The following is an 18,357-nucleotide window of genomic DNA, read 5'->3' on the forward strand; positions in this document are numbered from 1 at the left end:
ACGCCATGAGGCACCGACGCACTGAGCTGGCTGATTCGCTCGCTCCGCTCGCTCATGCCGTCACCTCCCTACGGTCGGCGACGCCATGAGGCACCGACGCACTGAGCTGGCTGATTCGCTCGCTCCGCTCGCTCATGGCTCACTCCTGGATGCCGGTGCGTACCACGGGGGCCCCGCCGCCGGCCGCAACGGTCGACTTCCGCTCGACCTCGCCGGAGATCGCGTCGCCGGTGTGCCGGCGCAGCGGCACCTCCTTGATGAGGACGACCGCGATCAGGGCGAGCAGCCCGAACGGGGCGGCGGCCAGGAAGATGTCCCCGGCGCCGTGCCCGTACGCGGACTCGACCACCATGCGGATCGGGGCCGGCAGGGTGTGCACGTTCGGCAGCGTGCCGCCGCTGCCGGAGCTGGCGGCCGGGATGCCGAGCCCGGCCAGCCCCTCGGCCAGGTAGTCCTTGACCTGGTGGGCGAGCACCGCGCCGAGCGCGCTCACCCCGATCGCGCCGCCGAGGCTGCGGAAGAACGCGACCGTCGAGCTGGCCGCGCCGAGCTCGTGCGCGCCGACGGTGTTCTGCACGGCGAGGACCAGGTTCTGCATGGTCATGCCCAGCCCCAGGCCGATCAGCGCCATGAAGACGGCGAGTCGCCAGTACGGGGTGTCCGCGCGCAGCGTGCCCATCAGGGCGAAGCCGGCGGTGAGCAGGGCCGAGCCGGCGACCAGGTACCGCTTCCAGCGGCCGGTGCTGGTGATGATCCGGCCGACGACCGTGGAGGAGACCAGCAGGCCGCCGATCATCGGCAGGGTCATCAGGCCGGACATGGTCGGGCTCTCGCCGCGGCTGATCTGGAAGTACTGGCCGAGGAAGACCGAGGCGCCGAACATCCCCACGCCGACCGCGATGCTGGCGACCACGGCGAGGGCGATGGTGCGGTTGCGGAACAGCCGCGGCGGGATCATCGGTTCGTCGGCCCGCTGCTCCAGCCGGATGGCGAGCGCGCCGAGCAGCACCGCACCGGCCACGATGACGGCACTCTGCCAGGAGATCCAGGCGTACCGGTCGCCGGCCAGGGTGACCCAGATCAGCAGCAGCGACACGGCCGCGGTGATCAGCGTGGCACCCCACCAGTCGATCTTCGCCGGGCGCTTGACCACCGGCAGGCGCAGCGTCTTCTGGAGCACGACCAGGGCGAGGGCCGCGAACGGCACGCCGACGTAGAAGCACCAGCGCCAGCCGAGCCAGTCGGTGTCGACGATCACGCCGCCGATCAGCGGGCCGCCGATGGTGCCGACCGCCATCACCGCGCCGAGGTAGCCGCTGTACCGGCCGCGTTCGCGCGGGGAGATCATGGTCGCCATGATCACCTGAGCGAGGGCGGTCAGGCCGCCCGCGCCGACGCCCTGCAGCGCCCGGCAGGCGATGAGCTGCCCGGTGGACTGGGAGAGCCCGGCCAGCACCGAGCCCAGCACGAAGATCCCGAGAGCGAGCTGGACCAGGACCTTCTTGCTGGTCAGGTCGGCGAGCTTGCCCCAGATCGGGGTGGTCGCGGTGGTCGCCAGCAGCGTCGAGGTGACCACCCAGGTGTACGCGGACTGACCGCCGTGCAGCTCGGTGATGATCCGCGGCAGCGCGTTCGAGACGACCGTGGAGGAGAGGATCGCGACGAACATGCCCAGCAGCAGGCCGGAGAGTGCCTCCAGGATCTGCCGGTGGGTCATGTCGCCGGCGGTCGCCCGGGTGGGCGCTGTCGCCTGCGTCATCGTGGATTGCCTCCGGGGAGAGAATCGGGGGGTAGTTGACTCGGGCAACCGTAGGGCTTGGTTGCCTAAAGCAACAACCTGAGGTGGGGCAGCCCTTATTCCGCGGGGCGGGGGCTCAGAAAGTCTCGTTGAAGCGGTGCAGCAGCCGGGCGAAGTCCTCGACGTCCCGTTTCGGCCAGTGCTCCAGGGTGCGGCGGATCTGTTCGAACCGGGCCGCCCGCGCCGCGTCGAACCGGCGGCTGCCCTCTTCGGTGAGGCTGAGCTGGGCCGCCCGCCGGTCGGTCGGGTCCGGGTCGCGGCGGACCAGGCCCAGCCCTTCGAGACCGGCGATCTGCCGGCTGAGCGTGCCCTTGCCGATGCCGAGGCGCGCGGCCAGGTCGGTCAGCCGGATCGAACCGGACCGGCGCAGCCAGAGCAGCAGGCCGTAGACGTTCGGCTCCAGGTTGGGATGGACCTCCCGGGCGACCTCCCAGGACAGGGCCCGGCCGCGACGCAGCAGGGCGGTCAACTCGTCCTCGACCGCGCGTAGGGTCTCCGGCAGGTGATCGTCCACGGGCAGAGCGTACTCACGCCCGGCCGCTGAGGAGCTGCCGTGCCACCTCGCGGAGGTGGCCGTCGCTGGTGGTGCCCTCGATCACCACCTCGGCCGACCGGCCCCGGTGGGTCAGCGTGGCCACCGCGTTGCCGAAGTACGGCCCGGCCAGCTTCTTCCACCGCACGCTCGACCGGGGCACCCCGGCCGAACGGGCCAACGCCCGGGCGGCGGCGGCCGGCCCCGGGTTCCAGCCCAACCGCATCAGCGGGCGCATCGCCGCCGGCACCTGGTTGTGGATCGGCGAGCAGGTCAGCTGGTGCACCGGGGTGCGGACGGCCCGGTCGGCGAACCGGGCCCGGGCCACGTACGAGTGGTGCACGTCCCCGGAGAGCACGCTGATCGACGCCGGGGCCGGGTACGCCGGCCCGGTGCCGACCCGCGCCCCCGATCCGGCGGAGGTGCCGCTGCCCAGCCGGGCGAAGAGCTCGCCGAGCGCGTCGAACGAGCGCCGGAACGACGCCCAGTGCTCCAGGTCCAGCGCCCGGCGCAACCGCTCGGAGGCCTTCCCCACCCAGGGCCGGCGGGAGTCGGCGAGCCGCTCGTTCCACGCCTCGACATGGTGGATGCCCGGCGGCAGCAGCCAGGGCAGGGAGGCCCCGACCACCAGGTGGTCGTAGACGCCGTGCGCGCGGTCGAGGAACCAGGACCACTCGCCCGGCGGCAGCATCGCCCGGTTGCCGGACTGGAGCACCCGGCTGGACCGGTTGTCCAGCATCACCAGCCGGGTACGCCCCAGGTCCAGCGCGTAGCTCCACTGGTACCGCACCGCGCGCCAGCGCTGGGTTTCGTGCGACGGCTCCAGGTCGCCGCGCGGCGTCAGACGCGCCGAGCTGGAGCCGTCGTAGAGATCGGCCTCCTTGTCGACGCGCTCGCCGAACGCGTGCAGCACGCCGGTCGCGTCCTCGGCGGCGGTGACCTCGGCGTACACGGGGTCGGCGGCGATCTCGTCCGGGGCGAGGTTGCCCAGGTGCTGGTAGACCCAGTAGGAGGCGAGCCCGCTGCGGATCCGCTCGGCCCACCACGGCTGGGCGCGCAGGTCCGTCCGCCACGAGGCCGAGGTGTTCCAGTCGTCGATGACCTCGTGGTCGTCGAAGATCATCACGCTGGGCACGGTGGAGAACAGCCAGCGGATCTCCGGGTCGCGCCAGGATTCCAGGTAGAGCTTGGTGTACTCGTCGAAGCTGACCACCTGGGTGGCCGGGGCGCCCCCCGGCCGGCGCCGGCGCCGCTTGAGCAGCTTGCGCACCGTGGGCGAGGTGACGTCGGCGTAGACCTGGTCGCCGAGGAGCACCAGCAGGTCGGGCAGGGCGGCCGGGTCCGGGTTCGCGATCAGCCGCCGGGCGTACGCGTCCAGCGCGTCCGGAGGCAGCTTCCGGGCGGTGGCGTGCTGGGTGGTCTCCCGGCACGAGCCGAAGAGCAGGCTCACCGGCTGGTCCCGGTCGTCGGCCGCCCGGGTACGGATCACGCTGGGCGGGAAGCCGCTCTCCGGCATCGGCCAGGCGACCTCGCCGTCGATCAGCACCTCGTACCTGGTGGCGCTGTCCGGCGTGAGCCCCGCCACCACCACGATCGCGTAGTGGTGGCCGTACGCCGAGAAGGTCTTCGTGGTGCCGGTGGCGCCCTCGGCCGTGCGGACGGTGACCACCGCGGGCGCGCTGGTCTCCACCCAGACGGTCGCCCGCGTGCCGACCACCCGTCGCAGCAACGGGCCGATGAGCAGCCGGGAGTCGGGCACGGAGCACCTCCGAGGGAGAATGTTTCGCCTTTTCTACCCGGACGGCGCGTTCGGCACGCCTGGCAGCGGGAGCGTACCCGCAGCTCGCTCGCCGACGGAGGCGGTGAGTGGGACGACGTCGTCGCCATCTGACAGGATTTCGGGCATGAAGGAATACCTCCTCATCATCATCGCCCTGCTCGGCGTGCTGATCCTCGGCGGCCTCAGCCTCGTGGTGCCCCGGCTGCGCCGGCGCCCCGCGCCGCCGTCGGAGACGGAGGTCGAGACCCGGGCCGGGGAGGAACTGGCCGCTCCACCGGTCGAAGCGGCACCGGAGGTCTCCACCGGGGTGCTGGTCGAGCCGCCGCCGGTGGTCGAGGTCCCGGCGATCACCATCGAGGTGCCCGAGCCCACCGCCGGCCGGCTGGTCCGGCTGCGCTCCCGGCTGTCCCGCTCGCAGAACGTCTTCGGCAAGGGCCTGCTCGGCCTGCTCAGCCGCGACCACCTGGACGAGGACGCCTGGGAGGAGATCGAGGACAGCCTGATCACGGCCGACGTCGGCATCGAGGCCACCCGGGAGATCGTCGACCGGCTCCGCGAGCGGACCCGGGTGCTCGGCACCCGCTCCACGAGCGAGCTGCGCACCCTGCTCGCCACCGAGCTGGTCAACGCCCTCGACCCGACCCTGGACCGGTCGCTGAAGACCGCACCCAAGGTGGACGTGCCGGCCGTGGTGCTGGTGGTCGGGGTCAACGGCGCCGGCAAGACCACCACCTGCGGCAAGATCGCCCGGGTGCTGATCGCCGACGGGCGCACCGTGCTGCTCGGCGCGGCCGACACCTTCCGGGCCGCCGCCGCCGACCAGTTGGAGACCTGGGGCAGCCGGGTCGGCGCCGAGACCGTCCGCGGCCCCGAGGCCGCCGACCCGGCCAGCGTCGCCTTCGACGCGGTCAAGCGCGGCATCGACACCAGGGTCGACACCGTGCTGGTGGACACCGCCGGCCGCCTGCAGAACAAGGTCGGCCTGATGGACGAGCTGGGCAAGGTCAAGCGGGTGGTGGAGAAGCACGGCCCGATCGACGAGACCCTGCTGGTGCTCGACGCCACCACCGGGCAGAACGGCCTGGAGCAGGCCCGCGTCTTCACCGAGGTGGTCAACGTGAGCGGCGTGGTGCTGACCAAGCTCGACGGGACCGCCAAGGGTGGCATCGTGATCGCCGTGCAGCGCAAGCTCGGCATCCCGGTCAAGCTGGTCGGCCTCGGCGAGGGCCCGGACGACCTGGCCCCGTTCGACCCGGCACAGTTCGTCGACGCGCTGCTCGGCATCGAGCCGCTCGCCCGGGACGCGTAGCCTCGACGTGACGACTGACGATCGCGCCTACGCGGGGTGGCGCGACCCCAGCCATCCGTCGCCACGCCTCGGGAGACCGTACGTGACTTCGCAGGAGATCCCGCTGCACGGCGGGAACGTGAGCACCGTGGTCCGGGTGGGCGACACGGTCCGGCGCAACGCCGGCCCGTGGACCCCCTCGGTGCACGCACTGCTGCGGCACCTGGAGTACGTCGGGTTCACCGGCGCCCCCCGTGCGCTCGGCATGGACGAGCGCAAGCGGGAGGTCCTGTCGTACCTGGAGGGGGAGTGCGGGGAGTACCCGCTGGCGCCGCACTGGGTCACCGACGAGGCGCTGGTGACCGTCGCCACCATGCTGCGGATGTTCCACGACGCCCAGTACGGCTTCAACCCGCCGCCCGGGGCGGTCTGGCGCTCGTTCGGCCCGCCCCCGCCGGACACCGAGGTGATCTGCCACCACGACGCCGCCCCGCACAACGTGATCTGGCGGCCGGACGGCACCCTCGGGCTGATCGACTTCGACCTGGCCTCGCCCGGCGCCCGGATCTACGACGTGGCGTACGCGGCCTGGACCTGGGTGCCGATCTTCTCCGACCGGGACTCGATCACCCTCGGCTGGAAGCGCCCGGACCGGCCCCGCCGGCTGCGGCTCTTCGCCGACGCGTACGGGCTGATCCCGCGCGACCGGCATCGGCTGATCCGGACCATCCGCAAGCGGATCGTGGACCACGTGGAGGGCATCCGGCGGATGGCCGCGGCCGGTGACCCGGCGTTCGTCCGGATCGTGCACAAGGGTCACCTCCGGCGCCCCATGCGGGACCTCCGCCTCCTCGACTACGAGCGGCACGCCCTGGAGTACGCCCTGCGCTGACCCTGTTCCGGGAAGAGTGGCCGGTTCCGTCCTGGACCGGCCGCTCTTTCCGTTTCCCCGGCCATGATCGGTGTTCTTCACCGGCCGGAAACAACCCGTCACGCGCCGGAAATCGAGCGGTGTCGGCGGAGGAAACAGCCGGCGAGCAAGCTTCCGCGCAGCCGGCTGACGGGCGACGCTGCCAGGACTCAGTCGGAGGGAGGACAACCACACCGAGAGGAGGCGGCATGGAGATCGACTCCGGCAACACCGCCTGGCTTCTTGTCTCGACCGCGCTCGTGCTGCTCATGACGCCGGGTCTCGCCCTGTTCTACGGCGGGCTGAACCGGTCCAAGGGCGTACTGAACATGATGATGATGAGCTTCTCGTCGATCGGGCTCGTCAGCATCCTCTGGCTCTTCTACGGCTTCACCGTCGCCTTCGGTGAGGGCGGCAGGTTCATCGGCGACCTGGGGCAGTACCTCGGCACCAGGACGTTCGTCGGGGAGAGCGACCTGTGGGGCGAGACGGGCATCCCGCTCTACGTCTTCCTCGCCTTCCAGATGATGTTCGCCGTCATCACCGTCGCCCTGATCAGCGGGGCGCTCTCCGACCGGACCAGGTTCGCCGGCTGGCTGCTGTTCGCCTTCGGCTGGGCCACCCTGGTCTACTTCCCGGTCGCGCACATGGTCTGGGGCGGTGGCCTGATCGGCGGCGACATCGGCGCGCTGGACTTCGCCGGCGGTACGGCGGTGCACATCAACGCCGGCGCCGCGGCGCTCGCCCTGGTGCTGGTCCTCGGCAGGCGGATCGGCTGGCCCCGGGAGAGCGCCAAGCCGCACAACGTCCCGCTGGTCGCGCTCGGCGCCGGCCTGCTCTGGTTCGGCTGGTTCGGCTTCAACGCCGGCTCCGAGCTGACCGCCGACGGCGTCACCGCGCTGGCCTTCGTCAACACCCAGGTGGCCACCGCCGCCGCGCTGCTCGGCTGGCTCGTGGTGGAGTGGGTGCGGGACCGCAGGCCGACCCTGGTCGGCGCCTCCTCCGGCGCGGTGGCCGGGCTGGTCGCCGTCACCCCGGCGTGCGCGTTCATCACCCCGGCCGCGTCGGTGCTGCTGGGTCTCGTCGCCGGCGCGGTCTGCGCCCTCGCGGTGGGCCTGAAGTACCGGCTCGGCTACGACGACTCCCTTGACGTGGTCGGCGTGCACTTCGTCGGCGGGTGGATCGGCTGCCTGTGGATCGGCCTGTTCGGCACGGCCTCGGTGAGCTCCCTGGTGACCAGCGACGGCCTGCTGGTCGGCGGCGACGCCACCCTGCTCGGCAAGCAGGCGCTGGGCGCCTTGATCGTGACGGTCTACTCCTTCGCGGTCGCCTACGCCCTCGGCTTCGTGATCGACAAGACCATCGGGTTCCGGGTCGCCGCCGAGGCGGAGGTCGAGGGCATCGACGTCGCCGAGCACGCCGAGAGCGCGTACGACCTGTCGCCGGCCACCGGCGGCGGCGCCGGTGGCGCGTTCGCGCTGGCCGGGATCGGCGCCGCGAAGCCGGCCCCGGCGGTCACCGACGAGGTGGACGAACCCGCCGAGCCGGTCAGCGAGAGGGTCGCCGGTTAACGTTCCTGGGATGGAGGGGATGGAGATGAAGCTGGTGACCGCGGTCATCAAGCCGTACCAGCTGGACGCGGTGAAGGAAGCGCTGCACGCCCTCGGCGTGGCCGGCCTGACCGTCAGCGAGGTCCAGGGCTACGGCCGGCAGAAGGGGCACACCGAGGTCTACCGGGGCGCCGAGTACACGGTCGAGTTCCTGCCCAAGATCCGGGTGGAGGTGCTCACCGACGAGATGGACGTGGACAAGATCGTCGACGCCATCGTGGGCGCCGCCCGGACCGGCAAGATCGGCGACGGCAAGGTCTGGGTGACCGCCGTCGAGGAGGTCGTCCGGGTCCGCACCGGCGAGCGCGGCCTGGACGCCCTCTGACCGAGGACGCCCCGATGACCTCGTTGATCAAGGATGACGCGTCCGGACACCCCGGTGACGGCTCCTTGAGCAACGAGTTCGTGGGCGTACCCGGCGGGATCGGGGCGGAGGCGCGGCGGGCGCGGGCGGAGGCGATCGGCGACTGGTTGCGGTCGTTGGTTCCGGTGCGGCCGGGGCTCGCGCTCGTCGCGGTGGGCGGGCTGGGGCGGCGGGAGTGCGCGCCGTACGGGGATCTCGACCTGGTGCTGCTGCACGACGGGGTGCCCGGCATCGAGGAGATCGCCGGGTCGCTCTGGTATCCGGTCTGGGACGTCGGGCTGCGGCTCGACCACTCCGTCCGTACCGTCGCCGAGGCGCTCTCCGTCGCCCAGGACGACGTGAAGGTCGCCCTCGGCCTGCTCGACGCCCGCTACCTCGCCGGCGACCGGACGCTCGCCGACCAGCTCACCCGTACCGCCGCCGACCACTGGCGGCGGACCGTCGTCCGGCAGCTCCCGCGCCTGCGGGAGCTGGCCACCGCCCGCTGGGCGGCCCACGGCGAACTGGCCTTCCTGCTCGAAGGCGACCTCAAGGAGGCCGCCGGCGGGCTGCGCGACGTCGGACTCCTGCGCGCCATCGCCACCGCCGGGGTCACCGATGCGCTGCGCCCCGCGGTACTCGCCGCGCACCGGCGGCTCCTCGACACCCGCGACGCGCTGCACCAGCAGGTCGGCCGCCGGGTCGACCGGCTCGTCGCCCAGGAACGCGACGGCGTCGCCGCGCTGCTCCTGCTCGATGACGGCGACGCGGTGCTGCGCCGGGTCGCCGGGGACGCCCGTACCGTCAGCCACGCCCTCGACGACGCCTGGCGGGCCGCCGACCGGCTCCGCTCCGGCCGCCGCCGGGGCACCGACGGCCGCCCGCTGCGCCGGCCGGTCGCCCGGGACGTCGTCGAGCAGGACGGCGAACTGGTGCTCGCCCGCACCGCCATCAGCGCCCGCCCCGACCCGAGCCTGTCGCTGCGGGTCGCCGCCGCCGCGGCCACCACCCGGTTGCCGATCGCCCGGGCCACCTGCGAGTGGCTGGCCGCGTACTGCCCTCCGCTGCCCGCGCCCTGGCCGCCGGCCGCCCGGGCCGCGCTGACCACCCTGCTCGGGGCCGGGCCCGGCCTGCTGGCCGCCTGGGAGACCTGCGACCGGTACGGCCTGGTCGACGGCTGGCTGCCCGAGTGGACCCGGCTGCGCAGCCTGCCCCAGCACAATCCGGTGCACCGGTTCACCCTCGACCGGCACCTGGTGCAGACCGCGTACGAGGCGAGCCGGCACACCCGCGAGGTGGACCGACCCGACCTGCTGCTGCTCGGCGCGCTGCTGCACGACATCGGCAAGGGGCTGCCGGGCGAAGCCGGCCCGGCCGGCCGGCACGCGCCCGCCCCCGGTGACCACAGCACGGTCGGCGCGCCGATCGCCGAGGCGATCGCCACCCGGATCGGACTGCCCGCGGCCGAGGCGGCGCTGATCGGGAAGCTGGTCCGGCTGCACCTGCTCCTGCCCCACGTGGCCACCCGGCGCGACCTGTCCGATCCGAGGACCATCGCCGGGGTCACCGGACAGATCGGCGACGGCACCACCCTGGACCTGCTGCACGCGCTGGTCCGCGCCGACGCCGCCGCCACCGGCCCGGCCGCCTGGTCCGACTGGAAGGGGCGGCTGATCGCCGAACTGGTCGACCGGGTACGTACCGCCCTGGACACCGGCGTGCTGCCGGCGCCCCCGGCCCCCGACCCGGCGCTGGTGGCGGGGCCGCTGCCGGCCGTACACCTGGCCGACGACCGGGTGTCGGTGGCCGCCGCGGACCGGCGGGGCCTGCTCGCGACGGTGGCCGGCTGCCTGGCGCTGCACCGGCTGGAGGTGATCTCGGCGGACGCCGCCACCGTCGACGGCCGGGCCCTGGTCGAGTGCCGGGTGCAGCCCCGCTACGGCCTCGCGCCCGACCCCGTCGCGCTCGCCGCCGACCTGCGCCGCGCGGTCACCGGCGACGTCTCGGTCAGCCAGCGGCTGCGTGGGCGGGCCCTCGCCGCCCGCGACCAGGGTGCCGCACCCCGGGTGGTCTGGCACCGCGAGGCGGCCACCGGCGCCGTGCTGCTGGAGCTGCGCGCCGCCGACGCGGCCGGGCTGCTCTACCGGGTCACCTGCGCGCTCGACGAGGCCGGCGCCCAGGTGCGGGCGGCCCGGATCTCCACCCTCGGCGGCGACGTGGTCGACGCGTTCTACCTGGTCGGCGGTTGGCCCTCGGCGGCGGACCGCGCCCGCATCGAGGCCGCCGTCCTCGCCGCCGGGTAAGGAAATCTGCCCTTGTCGGCGCATCCGGTAGCGAAGGGGCCCCTCTCACCATCGGCCCGGGGGATACGTCCCGGAGCGTAGGCGGGGGGTCGCTTGCTGGGGGACGATGCGCGACCCGGGGAGCGGCACGCTCGGGGCATGAACCTGCCAGTGCACACCGAAGGGCTGACCAAGCGGTACGGCCCGCTGATCGCCGTCGATGATCTCCACCTGACCGTCCACCCGGGCGAGGTGTACGGCTTCCTCGGCCCGAACGGCGCCGGCAAGACCACCACCCTGCGCATGCTGCTCGGGCTGGTCCGTCCCACCGCCGGCGCGGTACGGCTGCTCGGCCGGCCGCCCGGCGCCGGCCGGCTCACCGGGGTCGGGGCGCTGATCGAGGGACCGGCCTTCTACCCGTACCTGTCCGGGCGGGACAACCTGCGGGTGCTGGCCCGCTACGCCGGGGTCGGCGCGGACCGGGTGGCAACGGTGCTCGACCTGGTCGACCTCGCCGACCGGGCCGGCGACCGGTACGCCGGCTACTCGTTGGGCATGAAACAGCGGCTCGGCGTGGCCGCCGCCCTGCTCAAGGATCCGCGGCTGCTGATCCTGGACGAGCCGACCAACGGCCTCGACCCGGCCGGCATGGCGGACATGCGCACGCTGATCCGCCGGCTCGGCGCGGCCGGCTGCACGGTGCTGGTCTCCAGCCACCTGCTCGGCGAGGTCGAGCAGGTCTGCGACCGGGTCGGGGTGATCTCCCGGGGGCGGTTGATCGCCGAGGGCAGCGTCGCCGAGCTGCGCGGCGCGGCCGTGCTGCGGGTGCTCGCCGACCCGCTCGACCGGGCGGCGGCGCGGGCCCGTGAGCTGGTCGGCGCCGAGCGGGTCCGGGTGGTGGACGGCGGGCTGGAGCTGTCCGTCGGGCCGGACCGGGCCGCCTGGCTCAACGCCGAGCTGGTCGGTGACGGCGTGGCGGTGCGGGAACTGTGCTGCCGGGAGCGGGACCTGGAACAGGTCTTCTTCGAACTCATCGAGAAGGGAACGGCCGATGTCGCGTAGCTTCCGGGCCGAGGCGGTCAAGCTGATCCGCCGGCCGGCGTCCTGGCTGCTGCTGGCCATCACGCTGGTGCTCGCGCTGATCTTCACCTACGTCTTCCCGTACGCGAGCATCGCCGGCGGGACGACCGGTCCGAACACCGACCGGACCCTGCCGATGCTGCTGCCCGACCGGCTGGTCGGGAACTCGCTCGGCGGGCTGCCGGTCTTCCTGGGCGCGATCGTGCTGATCCTCGGCGTGCTCACCGTCGGCGGCGAGTACGCCTGGGGCACCTGGAAGACCGTGCTCACCCAGGGCCCCACCCGGCTGGAGGTGTACGCGGGCAAGCTGCTCGTCCTGGCAGCCGCCGCCCTCGTCGTGGTGCTCTCGATCTTCGCCGTCGGCGCGGTGGCGAGCCTGCTGATCGCGGTCGCCGAGGCCCAGTCGGTCCACTGGCCGTCGGCCGGCGACCTGCTCACCGGGATCGGCGCGGGGTGGCTCGTCGCCACGATGTGGGCCATGCTCGGTGCGGTGCTCGCCGTCGCGCTGCGGGCGGTGGCGCTGCCCGTCGGGCTGGGGCTGGTCTGGATGCTCGCGGTGCAGAACCTGCTCGCCGCGCTCGCCGCGCCCCTGCTCGACTGGGTGGCCCAGCTGCAGAAGGGGCTGCCCGGCCCGAACGCCGGGTCGCTGGCGGCGGCGCTCGGCGCCGCCGGGGACACCCCGGGGGTCGCGGTGACGGTCGGCGGCGGGCAGGCGGCGGTGGTGGTGGCGGTCTACCTCGTCGCGTTCGCGGCGGTGGGCGCGGCGCTGCTGCGCCGCCGGGACATCGGCTGAGCCGAGCGGGGAGGAACGGCGTGGACCGGAACCGGAGCGGCGGGCGTGACGGCGTCTTCGACGCCCTGGTCGCCCTGGCCCTGGTCGTCTTCGGGCTGCTCGGCACCGGGCCGGCCGGCCTCAACCAGGGGGTGGGCACCGGCCGGGCCACGTATCCGCTGGTCGTGGTGGCCGCGCTCGCCCTGGCCGGACGGCGGCGGTGGCCGCTCGCCACCCTGGCCGTGGTCACCGCGGCGACCGCGGCGTACCTGGTGCTCGGCTACCCGTACGGGCCGATCCTGATCTCGTTCTTCGTCGCGGTCTACACGGTCGCCGCGTACCGGCCGGTCCGGATCGCGGCGCTGGCCGGCGCGGGCGCGCTGGTGGGGCTGCTGGCGCACGTCTTCGTCGGGGCACGCCCGACCGGCCTGGACGGCCTGATGCCGGTCGCCGCCTGGGTGGTGGTGCCCTTCGCGATCGGGGCCACGGTCGGAACCACGGCCCGCCTGGGCCGGGAGAATGCGGCCCGGAAGCGGATGGACGAGGCCCGCCGGTTGGCCGACGCCGAGCGGCTCCGGGTCGCCCGGGAGGTGCACGACGTGGTCGGCCACGGCCTGGCCGCCATCCACATGCAGGCGGAGATCGCCCTGCACCTGCTGGCGAGAAAGCCCGAACAGGCCGAGGCGGCGCTGACCGCGATCAGCCGGACCAGCAAGGAGGCCCTGGACGAGCTGCGGGTGACGCTCACCGTGGTCCGGCGCGACGAGGCGGTCGACGAGCGCTCTCCCAGCCCCGGACTGGCCCAGCTGCCGCAGCTGCGGGACCGGCTGGCCGGTGCCGGGGTGCCGGTCGACGTCGAGATCACCGGGGAGCCGCGCCCGCTCCCGGTCGCCGTGGACCTGACCGTGTACCGGGTGGTGCAGGAGTCGTTGACCAACGTGCTGCGCCACGCCGGTCCGGCCACCGCCACCGTCCGGATCCGCTACGCCCCGGCCGAGGTGACCGTCGAGGTCACCGACACCGGGCGCGGCCCGGCCGTCGGGCCGGCGCCGGCCGGCGGGTACGGCCTGGTCGGCATGCGGGAGCGGGTGACCGTGCTGGGCGGGTCGTTCGCCGCCGGCCCCGGCCCCGGCGGCGGCTTCCGGGTGTACGCCACACTGCCGGCGGAGGAGGTCGCATGATCCGGGTGTTGCTCGCCGACGACCAGGACCTGGTCCGGATCGGGCTGCGTGCCCTGGTGGAGAGCGAGGACGACCTCGCGGTGGTGGGCGAGGCGGCCGACGGGCTCGCCGCGGTCGAGCTGGCCCGCCGGGAACGCCCCGACGTGGTGCTGATGGACGTCCGGATGCCGGGTGTCGACGGCATCGAGGCGACCCGGCGGATCGTGGCCGACCCCGCGCTGGCCGGCACGCGGGTGGTCGTCCTGACCACCTTCGAGCTGGACGAGTACGTCTTCGACGCGCTCCGCCACGGCGCCAGCGGCTTCCTGACCAAGGACACCCGCCCGGCCGAGCTGCTGCGGGCGATCCGGCTGGTCGCCGAGGGGGAGGCGCTGCTGTCGCCGTCGGTGACCCGGCGGGTGGTCCGGGAGTTCGCCATCCGGCCGGCCCGGGTGCCCCGACCGCACCCGCGGTTGGGCACCCTCACCGACCGGGAGCGGGAGGTGGTCGGGCTGGTCGGCGAGGGGCTGAGCAACGGCGAGATCGCCGAGCGGCTGGTGGTCAGCCCGGCCACCGCGCGTACCCACGTCAGCCGGGCCATGGTCAAGCTGGGTGCCCGGGACCGGGCGCAGCTGGTGGTCTTCGCGTACCAGTCGGGGCTGGTGGTGTCGTGATCGTCTGGCTGAACGGCGCCTTCGGGGCGGGGAAGACGACGGTGTCGGCCGAGCTGTGCCGGGCGCTGCCCGGTGCGCGCCGGTTCGACCCGGAGTGGGTCGGTGCGGTGCTGCGGCGAATTCGGCCGGTCCCCACCGGCGACTACCAGGACCTGGCCGCCTGGCGGCGGTGGACGGTCCGGGTTGCCTGGCTGGCGGCCCGGGGCAGCGCGCCGGTGGTGGTTCCGATGACCCTGTTGCGGCCCGACTACCGGGCCGAGGTGCTCGGCGGCCTGCGGGATCGGGGGGTGCCGGTGTGGCAGGTGGTGCTGCGGGTGCCGGAGCCGGTGCTCCGCGACCGGATCGACGGCGACCGGGTCGAGGCGGCCGCCCACGGCTGGCGGCATCGGCACGTCGCGCGGGCGCTGGCCGAGCTGAGTGGTCTCGCCGATCGGGAGCCGCACACGCTTGAGATCGACAACCACGGCCGTACCCCGGCGGAGGTCGCCGCGGAGATCGTCGCGCTGCTCGCCCGGCCCGCCTGACCCCGCCATCCGCCGCCGGCCTGGGTCCGAAGCCGGCTGGGCCGGTCGGACGCTTTGGAGCTGATGTCATAGCCGACTCTCGCCCGCCCCCGCCCGCCGCGCGCCGTCCGCCAGGCTGGTCGAGCGGGCACGTCCGGCCCGACCTGCGATGCAGCCTGACCACCGTGATCTCGCGACGGGGGTCGGGCCGGTGGGAAGCAGCGGGGGAGTGGGACCGTTACCCTTGCGGGTAGCCGGCCTTGTGCGCGCCGGCTGACTTGTGCTCGCCGAAAACGACAAACGGGATGTTCGCGTGTTTGACACCTTGAGTGACCGCCTGTCCGGGATCTTCACCAAGCTCCGCGGCAAGGGCCGGCTCACCGACGCCGACATCGACGCCACCGCGCGCGAGATCCGGATGGCGTTGCTGGAGGCCGACGTCGCCCTGCCGGTGGTCAAGGGCTTCATCGCGAACGTCAAGGAGCGGGCCCGCGGGGCCGAGGTCTCCCAGGCGCTGAACCCGGCACAGCAGATCGTCAAGATCGTCAACGAGGAGCTGATCGCCATCCTCGGTGGCGAGGGGCGGCGGCTCCAGTTCGCCAAGCACCCGCCGACCGTGGTCATGCTGGCCGGTCTCCAGGGTTCCGGTAAGACCACCCTCGCCGGCAAGCTGGCCCGCTGGCTCAAGTCCCAGGGCCACCAGCCGCTGCTGGTCGCCGCCGACCTCCAGCGCCCCAACGCCGTCGGGCAGCTCCAGGTGCTCGGTGGTCGGGCCGGCGTCGAGGTGTACGCCCCGGAGCCCGGCAACGGCGTCGGCGACCCGGTGCGGGTGGCGCGCGACTCGATCGAGCACGCCCGGCGGGCGGCCCGGGACATTGTGATCGTCGACACCGCCGGTCGGCTCGGTATCGACGCCGAGATGATGCAGCAGGCCGCCGACATCCGTGACGCGGTCCAGCCCGACGAGGTCATCTTCGTCATCGACGCGATGGTCGGCCAGGACGCGGTACGCACCGCCGAGGCGTTCCGCGACGGCGTGGGCATCACCGGCGTGGTCCTCTCCAAGCTCGACGGCGACGCCCGCGGTGGTGCCGCGCTGTCGGTCCGGGAGGTCACCGGCCAGCCGATCCTCTTCGCCTCCACCGGCGAGAAGCTGGAGGACTTCGACGTCTTCCACCCCGACCGGATGGCCAGCCGGATCCTCGGCATGGGCGACGTCCTCACTCTGATCGAGCAGGCCGAGGCGGCCTTCGACGCCGATCAGAAGGAGAAGATGACCGCCAAGCTGATGGGCGGCGAGACCTTCACCCTGGAGGACTTCCTCGACCAGCTCATCGCGGTGCGGCGGATGGGCCCCATCGCCAACGTCCTGGCCATGATGCCCGGCATGGGGCAGATGAAGGACCAGCTCGCCGAGCTCGACGACAAGCACTTCGACCGGGTCACCGCGATCATCCGCTCGATGACCCCGGCTGAGCGGACCAACCCGAAGATCATCAACGGCTCCCGGCGGGCCCGGATCGCCAACGGCTCCGGCGTCGCCGTGATGGATGTCAACCAGCTGCTCAACCGCTTCGCCGACGCGCAGAAGATGATGAAGCAGATGGGCGGCATGATGGGCCTGCCCGGCGCCGGCCGGCGCAAGGCGACCAAGTCCCCGAAGAACAAGCGTAAGGGCACCAAGGGTGGCGGTCGGCCGCGTACCGGGGCGGGGCTGCCGGGTGGCGGCTTCCCGGGCGGCATGCCGCAGCTCCCGCCGGGCCTGGACCCGGGTGACCTGGCGGGTGGCCAGGGCCTGCCGCCGGGCTTCAAGCTCCCGAAGATCGACTTCAACAAGCTCGGCAAGGGTGGCGACAAGCACCCTCGCTAACGTGTCGGTGACGGCGGGCGACATGATCAGCACCTAGGGTCGTGTCGCCCTCTGGAAGGAGAAGTCATGACCGCGGCGCCGATCCTGCCCGAGCGGCACGAGTGGACGGTCGACGACCTCGGCGACCTGCCGAAGGACCTTCCGTACGAACTGATCAACGGAAGGTTGATCGTGCCGTCGCCGACTGCCGTGCACCAAGACCTCTGTGTCCGTCTGCTGCTGGCCCTCGAAGTCAACTGCCCGCCGGAGTACCTGGTCAGCATCGACCTCTCGATGCGGGTCGACCGCCGCAACGAGCCGCGTCCCGACGTGGTCGTCATCCGCCGCAAGCACGCCGACCGGTCGCCCGTGCCGGTCGAGGACGCCCTGCTCGCCGTCGAGGTCGTCTCGCCGACCTCCACCTTCCGCGACATGTACGACAAGGCGAAGCTCTACGCGCACGCCGGCGTCCGCTCCTACTGGGTGGTCGACCCGCTCCAGGAGCGGATCACGCTGACCGAGTACGCGCTCGGCGCGGTCCGAGAGTACGACCAGCTCACCCACGCCGAGGACCTGTTCGTCACCGAGCGGCCGTGGAAGGTCTCCGTCGACCTGCCCGCCCTGACCGCCCGGCGCACCGACCTGCTCGCCGCCGAGGAAGAGTGATCCGGTAGGACTGTGCGCATGGCTCTGCATGTGCGCGGTGTGCTCCTGCCCGACGACGAGGTCCGGGACATCTGGCTGGTCGGCGACCGGGTCACCTTCGAGCGGGTGCCCGGCGCGGAGACCGTCGCCGACGGCGGCTTCGTGCTCCCCGGCCTGACCGACGCCCACTGTCACATCGGCATCGCCCGGGGCGGCGCCCCGATCACCTCCCTCGACCAGGCCCGGGAGCTGGCGCGGATCGACCGGGACGCCGGGGTGCTCGCCATCCGGGACGCCGGCTCGCCGTACCCGTACCCGGAGCTCGACGACGACCCGGAACTGCCGCGACTGGCCCGCGCCGGCCGGCACGTCGCGCCGCCGAAGCGCTACCTGCGGGACATCGGGGTGGAGGTCGGTGCGGCCGAGGTGGCCGCGGTGGTGGCCGAGCAGGCCGCCGCCGGCAACGGCTGGGTCAAGCTGGTCGGCGACTGGATCGACCGCGGCGTGGGCGACCTCGCGCCGGCCTGGGACGCCGACACCATGACCGCCGCCGTCGCCGCCGCGCACGCCGCCGGGGTGCGCGCCGCGGTGCACACCTTCAGCGAGTCGGCCGTGGAGATCATGGTGCGGGCCGGGGTGGACTCGGTGGAGCACGGGACCGGGCTCAGCCTGGACCTGGTCGACCTGATGGCCCGCCAGGGCACCGCGCTCGTCCCCACGATGATCAACATACAGACCTTCGGTCACATCGCCGACCAGGCCCGCCCCAAGTTCCCCGGCTACGCCGACCACATGCTCGCCCTGCGGGACGGCTTCCCCGACGTGGTCCGCGCCGCGTACGAGGCGGGCGTGCCGATCTACGTCGGCACCGATGCCGGCGGGGGGATCGACCACGGGCTGGCCGCCGAGGAGATGCTGCTGCTGCACGAGCGGGCGGGCATGTCCGCCGAGGACGTCCTCGCCGCCGCCTCCTGGCGGGCCCGGGAGTGGCTCGGCTTCCCCGGCCTGGTCGAGGGGGGCCTCGCCGACCTGGTCGTCTATCCCGAGGATCCGCGCCGCGACCTCCGGGTGGTCCGCGCCCCGTCCCGCATCGTCCTGCGCGGCCGCGTCCTGCGCTGACCGCAGCCGCCG

The 18,357-nt window shown here is 73.4% G+C and carries 16 protein-coding genes; 13 read left to right on the top strand and 3 right to left on the bottom strand.

Annotated features, from left to right (window positions below; genetic code table 11):
• Window positions 1-139 precede the first annotated feature (139 nt).
• The 3 genes from ABZ570_RS09325 to ABZ570_RS09335 form a co-directional block, all read right to left on the bottom strand.
• Window positions 140-1,759: an MDR family MFS transporter gene (locus ABZ570_RS09325; protein WP_358059366.1), complete on the bottom strand. Its 1,620-nt coding sequence runs from the start codon at window positions 1,757-1,759 to the stop codon at window positions 140-142.
• 115 nt (window positions 1,760-1,874) lie between these two features.
• Window positions 1,875-2,312: a MarR family transcriptional regulator gene (locus tag ABZ570_RS09330; protein ID WP_358059369.1), complete on the bottom strand. Its 438-nt coding sequence runs from the start codon at window positions 2,310-2,312 to the stop codon at window positions 1,875-1,877.
• A 13-nt stretch (window positions 2,313-2,325) separates the two neighbouring features.
• Complete coding sequence (locus tag ABZ570_RS09335; protein WP_358059372.1) at window positions 2,326-4,089, bottom strand: alkaline phosphatase D family protein; 1,764 nt, start codon at window positions 4,087-4,089, stop codon at window positions 2,326-2,328.
• 145 nt (window positions 4,090-4,234) lie between these two features.
• Between ABZ570_RS09335 and ftsY the strand changes: the two genes are divergently transcribed.
• From ftsY to ABZ570_RS09400, 13 genes are all read left to right on the top strand, one after another.
• Entirely contained in the window at window positions 4,235-5,419 is a 1,185-nt protein-coding gene (gene ftsY / locus ABZ570_RS09340) for a signal recognition particle-docking protein FtsY (protein WP_358059375.1), read from the top strand.
• Window positions 5,420-5,426: 7 nt separating this feature from the next.
• Complete coding sequence (locus ABZ570_RS09345) at window positions 5,427-6,290, top strand: aminoglycoside phosphotransferase family protein (RefSeq protein WP_358059378.1); 864 nt, start codon at window positions 5,427-5,429, stop codon at window positions 6,288-6,290.
• Between the two features lie 227 nt (window positions 6,291-6,517).
• Window positions 6,518-7,879, top strand: a complete 1,362-nt coding sequence (locus ABZ570_RS09350) for an ammonium transporter (protein WP_358059381.1) — start codon at window positions 6,518-6,520, stop codon at window positions 7,877-7,879.
• A 25-nt stretch (window positions 7,880-7,904) separates the two neighbouring features.
• A complete protein-coding gene (locus ABZ570_RS09355; protein ID WP_358059504.1) occupies window positions 7,905-8,243 on the top strand; it encodes a P-II family nitrogen regulator in 339 nt (112 codons plus the stop codon).
• Between the two features lie 14 nt (window positions 8,244-8,257).
• Window positions 8,258-10,564 (top strand): [protein-PII] uridylyltransferase, encoded by a 2,307-nt coding sequence (locus ABZ570_RS09360; protein WP_358059384.1) that lies wholly within the window; start codon window positions 8,258-8,260, stop codon window positions 10,562-10,564.
• A 138-nt stretch (window positions 10,565-10,702) separates the two neighbouring features.
• Complete coding sequence (locus tag ABZ570_RS09365) at window positions 10,703-11,605, top strand: ABC transporter ATP-binding protein (protein ID WP_358059387.1); 903 nt, start codon at window positions 10,703-10,705, stop codon at window positions 11,603-11,605.
• Window positions 11,595-12,416: an ABC transporter permease subunit gene (locus tag ABZ570_RS09370; protein ID WP_358059390.1), complete on the top strand. Its 822-nt coding sequence runs from the start codon at window positions 11,595-11,597 to the stop codon at window positions 12,414-12,416. The genes ABZ570_RS09365 and ABZ570_RS09370 overlap by 11 nt, the downstream gene beginning before the upstream one ends.
• A gap of 20 nt (window positions 12,417-12,436) precedes the next feature.
• Window positions 12,437-13,576 (top strand): sensor histidine kinase, encoded by a 1,140-nt coding sequence (locus ABZ570_RS09375; RefSeq protein ID WP_358059393.1) that lies wholly within the window; start codon window positions 12,437-12,439, stop codon window positions 13,574-13,576.
• Window positions 13,573-14,229, top strand: coding sequence for a response regulator transcription factor (locus tag ABZ570_RS09380; RefSeq protein ID WP_358059396.1), 657 nt, complete (start codon window positions 13,573-13,575; stop codon window positions 14,227-14,229). Before ABZ570_RS09375 ends, ABZ570_RS09380 begins: the two co-directional genes overlap by 4 nt.
• A complete protein-coding gene (locus ABZ570_RS09385; protein WP_358059399.1) occupies window positions 14,226-14,753 on the top strand; it encodes an AAA family ATPase in 528 nt (175 codons plus the stop codon). Before ABZ570_RS09380 ends, ABZ570_RS09385 begins: the two co-directional genes overlap by 4 nt.
• A 292-nt stretch (window positions 14,754-15,045) precedes the next feature.
• On the top strand, window positions 15,046-16,602 hold the full coding sequence (gene ffh / locus ABZ570_RS09390; RefSeq protein ID WP_358059402.1) for a signal recognition particle protein: 1,557 nt from the start codon (window positions 15,046-15,048) through the stop codon (window positions 16,600-16,602).
• A gap of 66 nt (window positions 16,603-16,668) precedes the next feature.
• Window positions 16,669-17,247, top strand: a complete 579-nt coding sequence (locus ABZ570_RS09395) for a Uma2 family endonuclease (protein WP_358059405.1) — start codon at window positions 16,669-16,671, stop codon at window positions 17,245-17,247.
• An 18-nt stretch (window positions 17,248-17,265) separates the two neighbouring features.
• The gene (locus ABZ570_RS09400) at window positions 17,266-18,345 is read left to right on the top strand and encodes an amidohydrolase family protein (protein WP_358059408.1); all 1,080 of its coding nucleotides are present in this window, start codon (window positions 17,266-17,268) and stop codon (window positions 18,343-18,345) included.
• The last annotated feature ends 12 nt before the right edge of the window (window positions 18,346-18,357 follow it).

The organism is Micromonospora sp. NPDC007271, from assembly GCF_040634005.1.
Taxonomy (GTDB): domain Bacteria; phylum Actinomycetota; class Actinomycetes; order Mycobacteriales; family Micromonosporaceae; genus Micromonospora.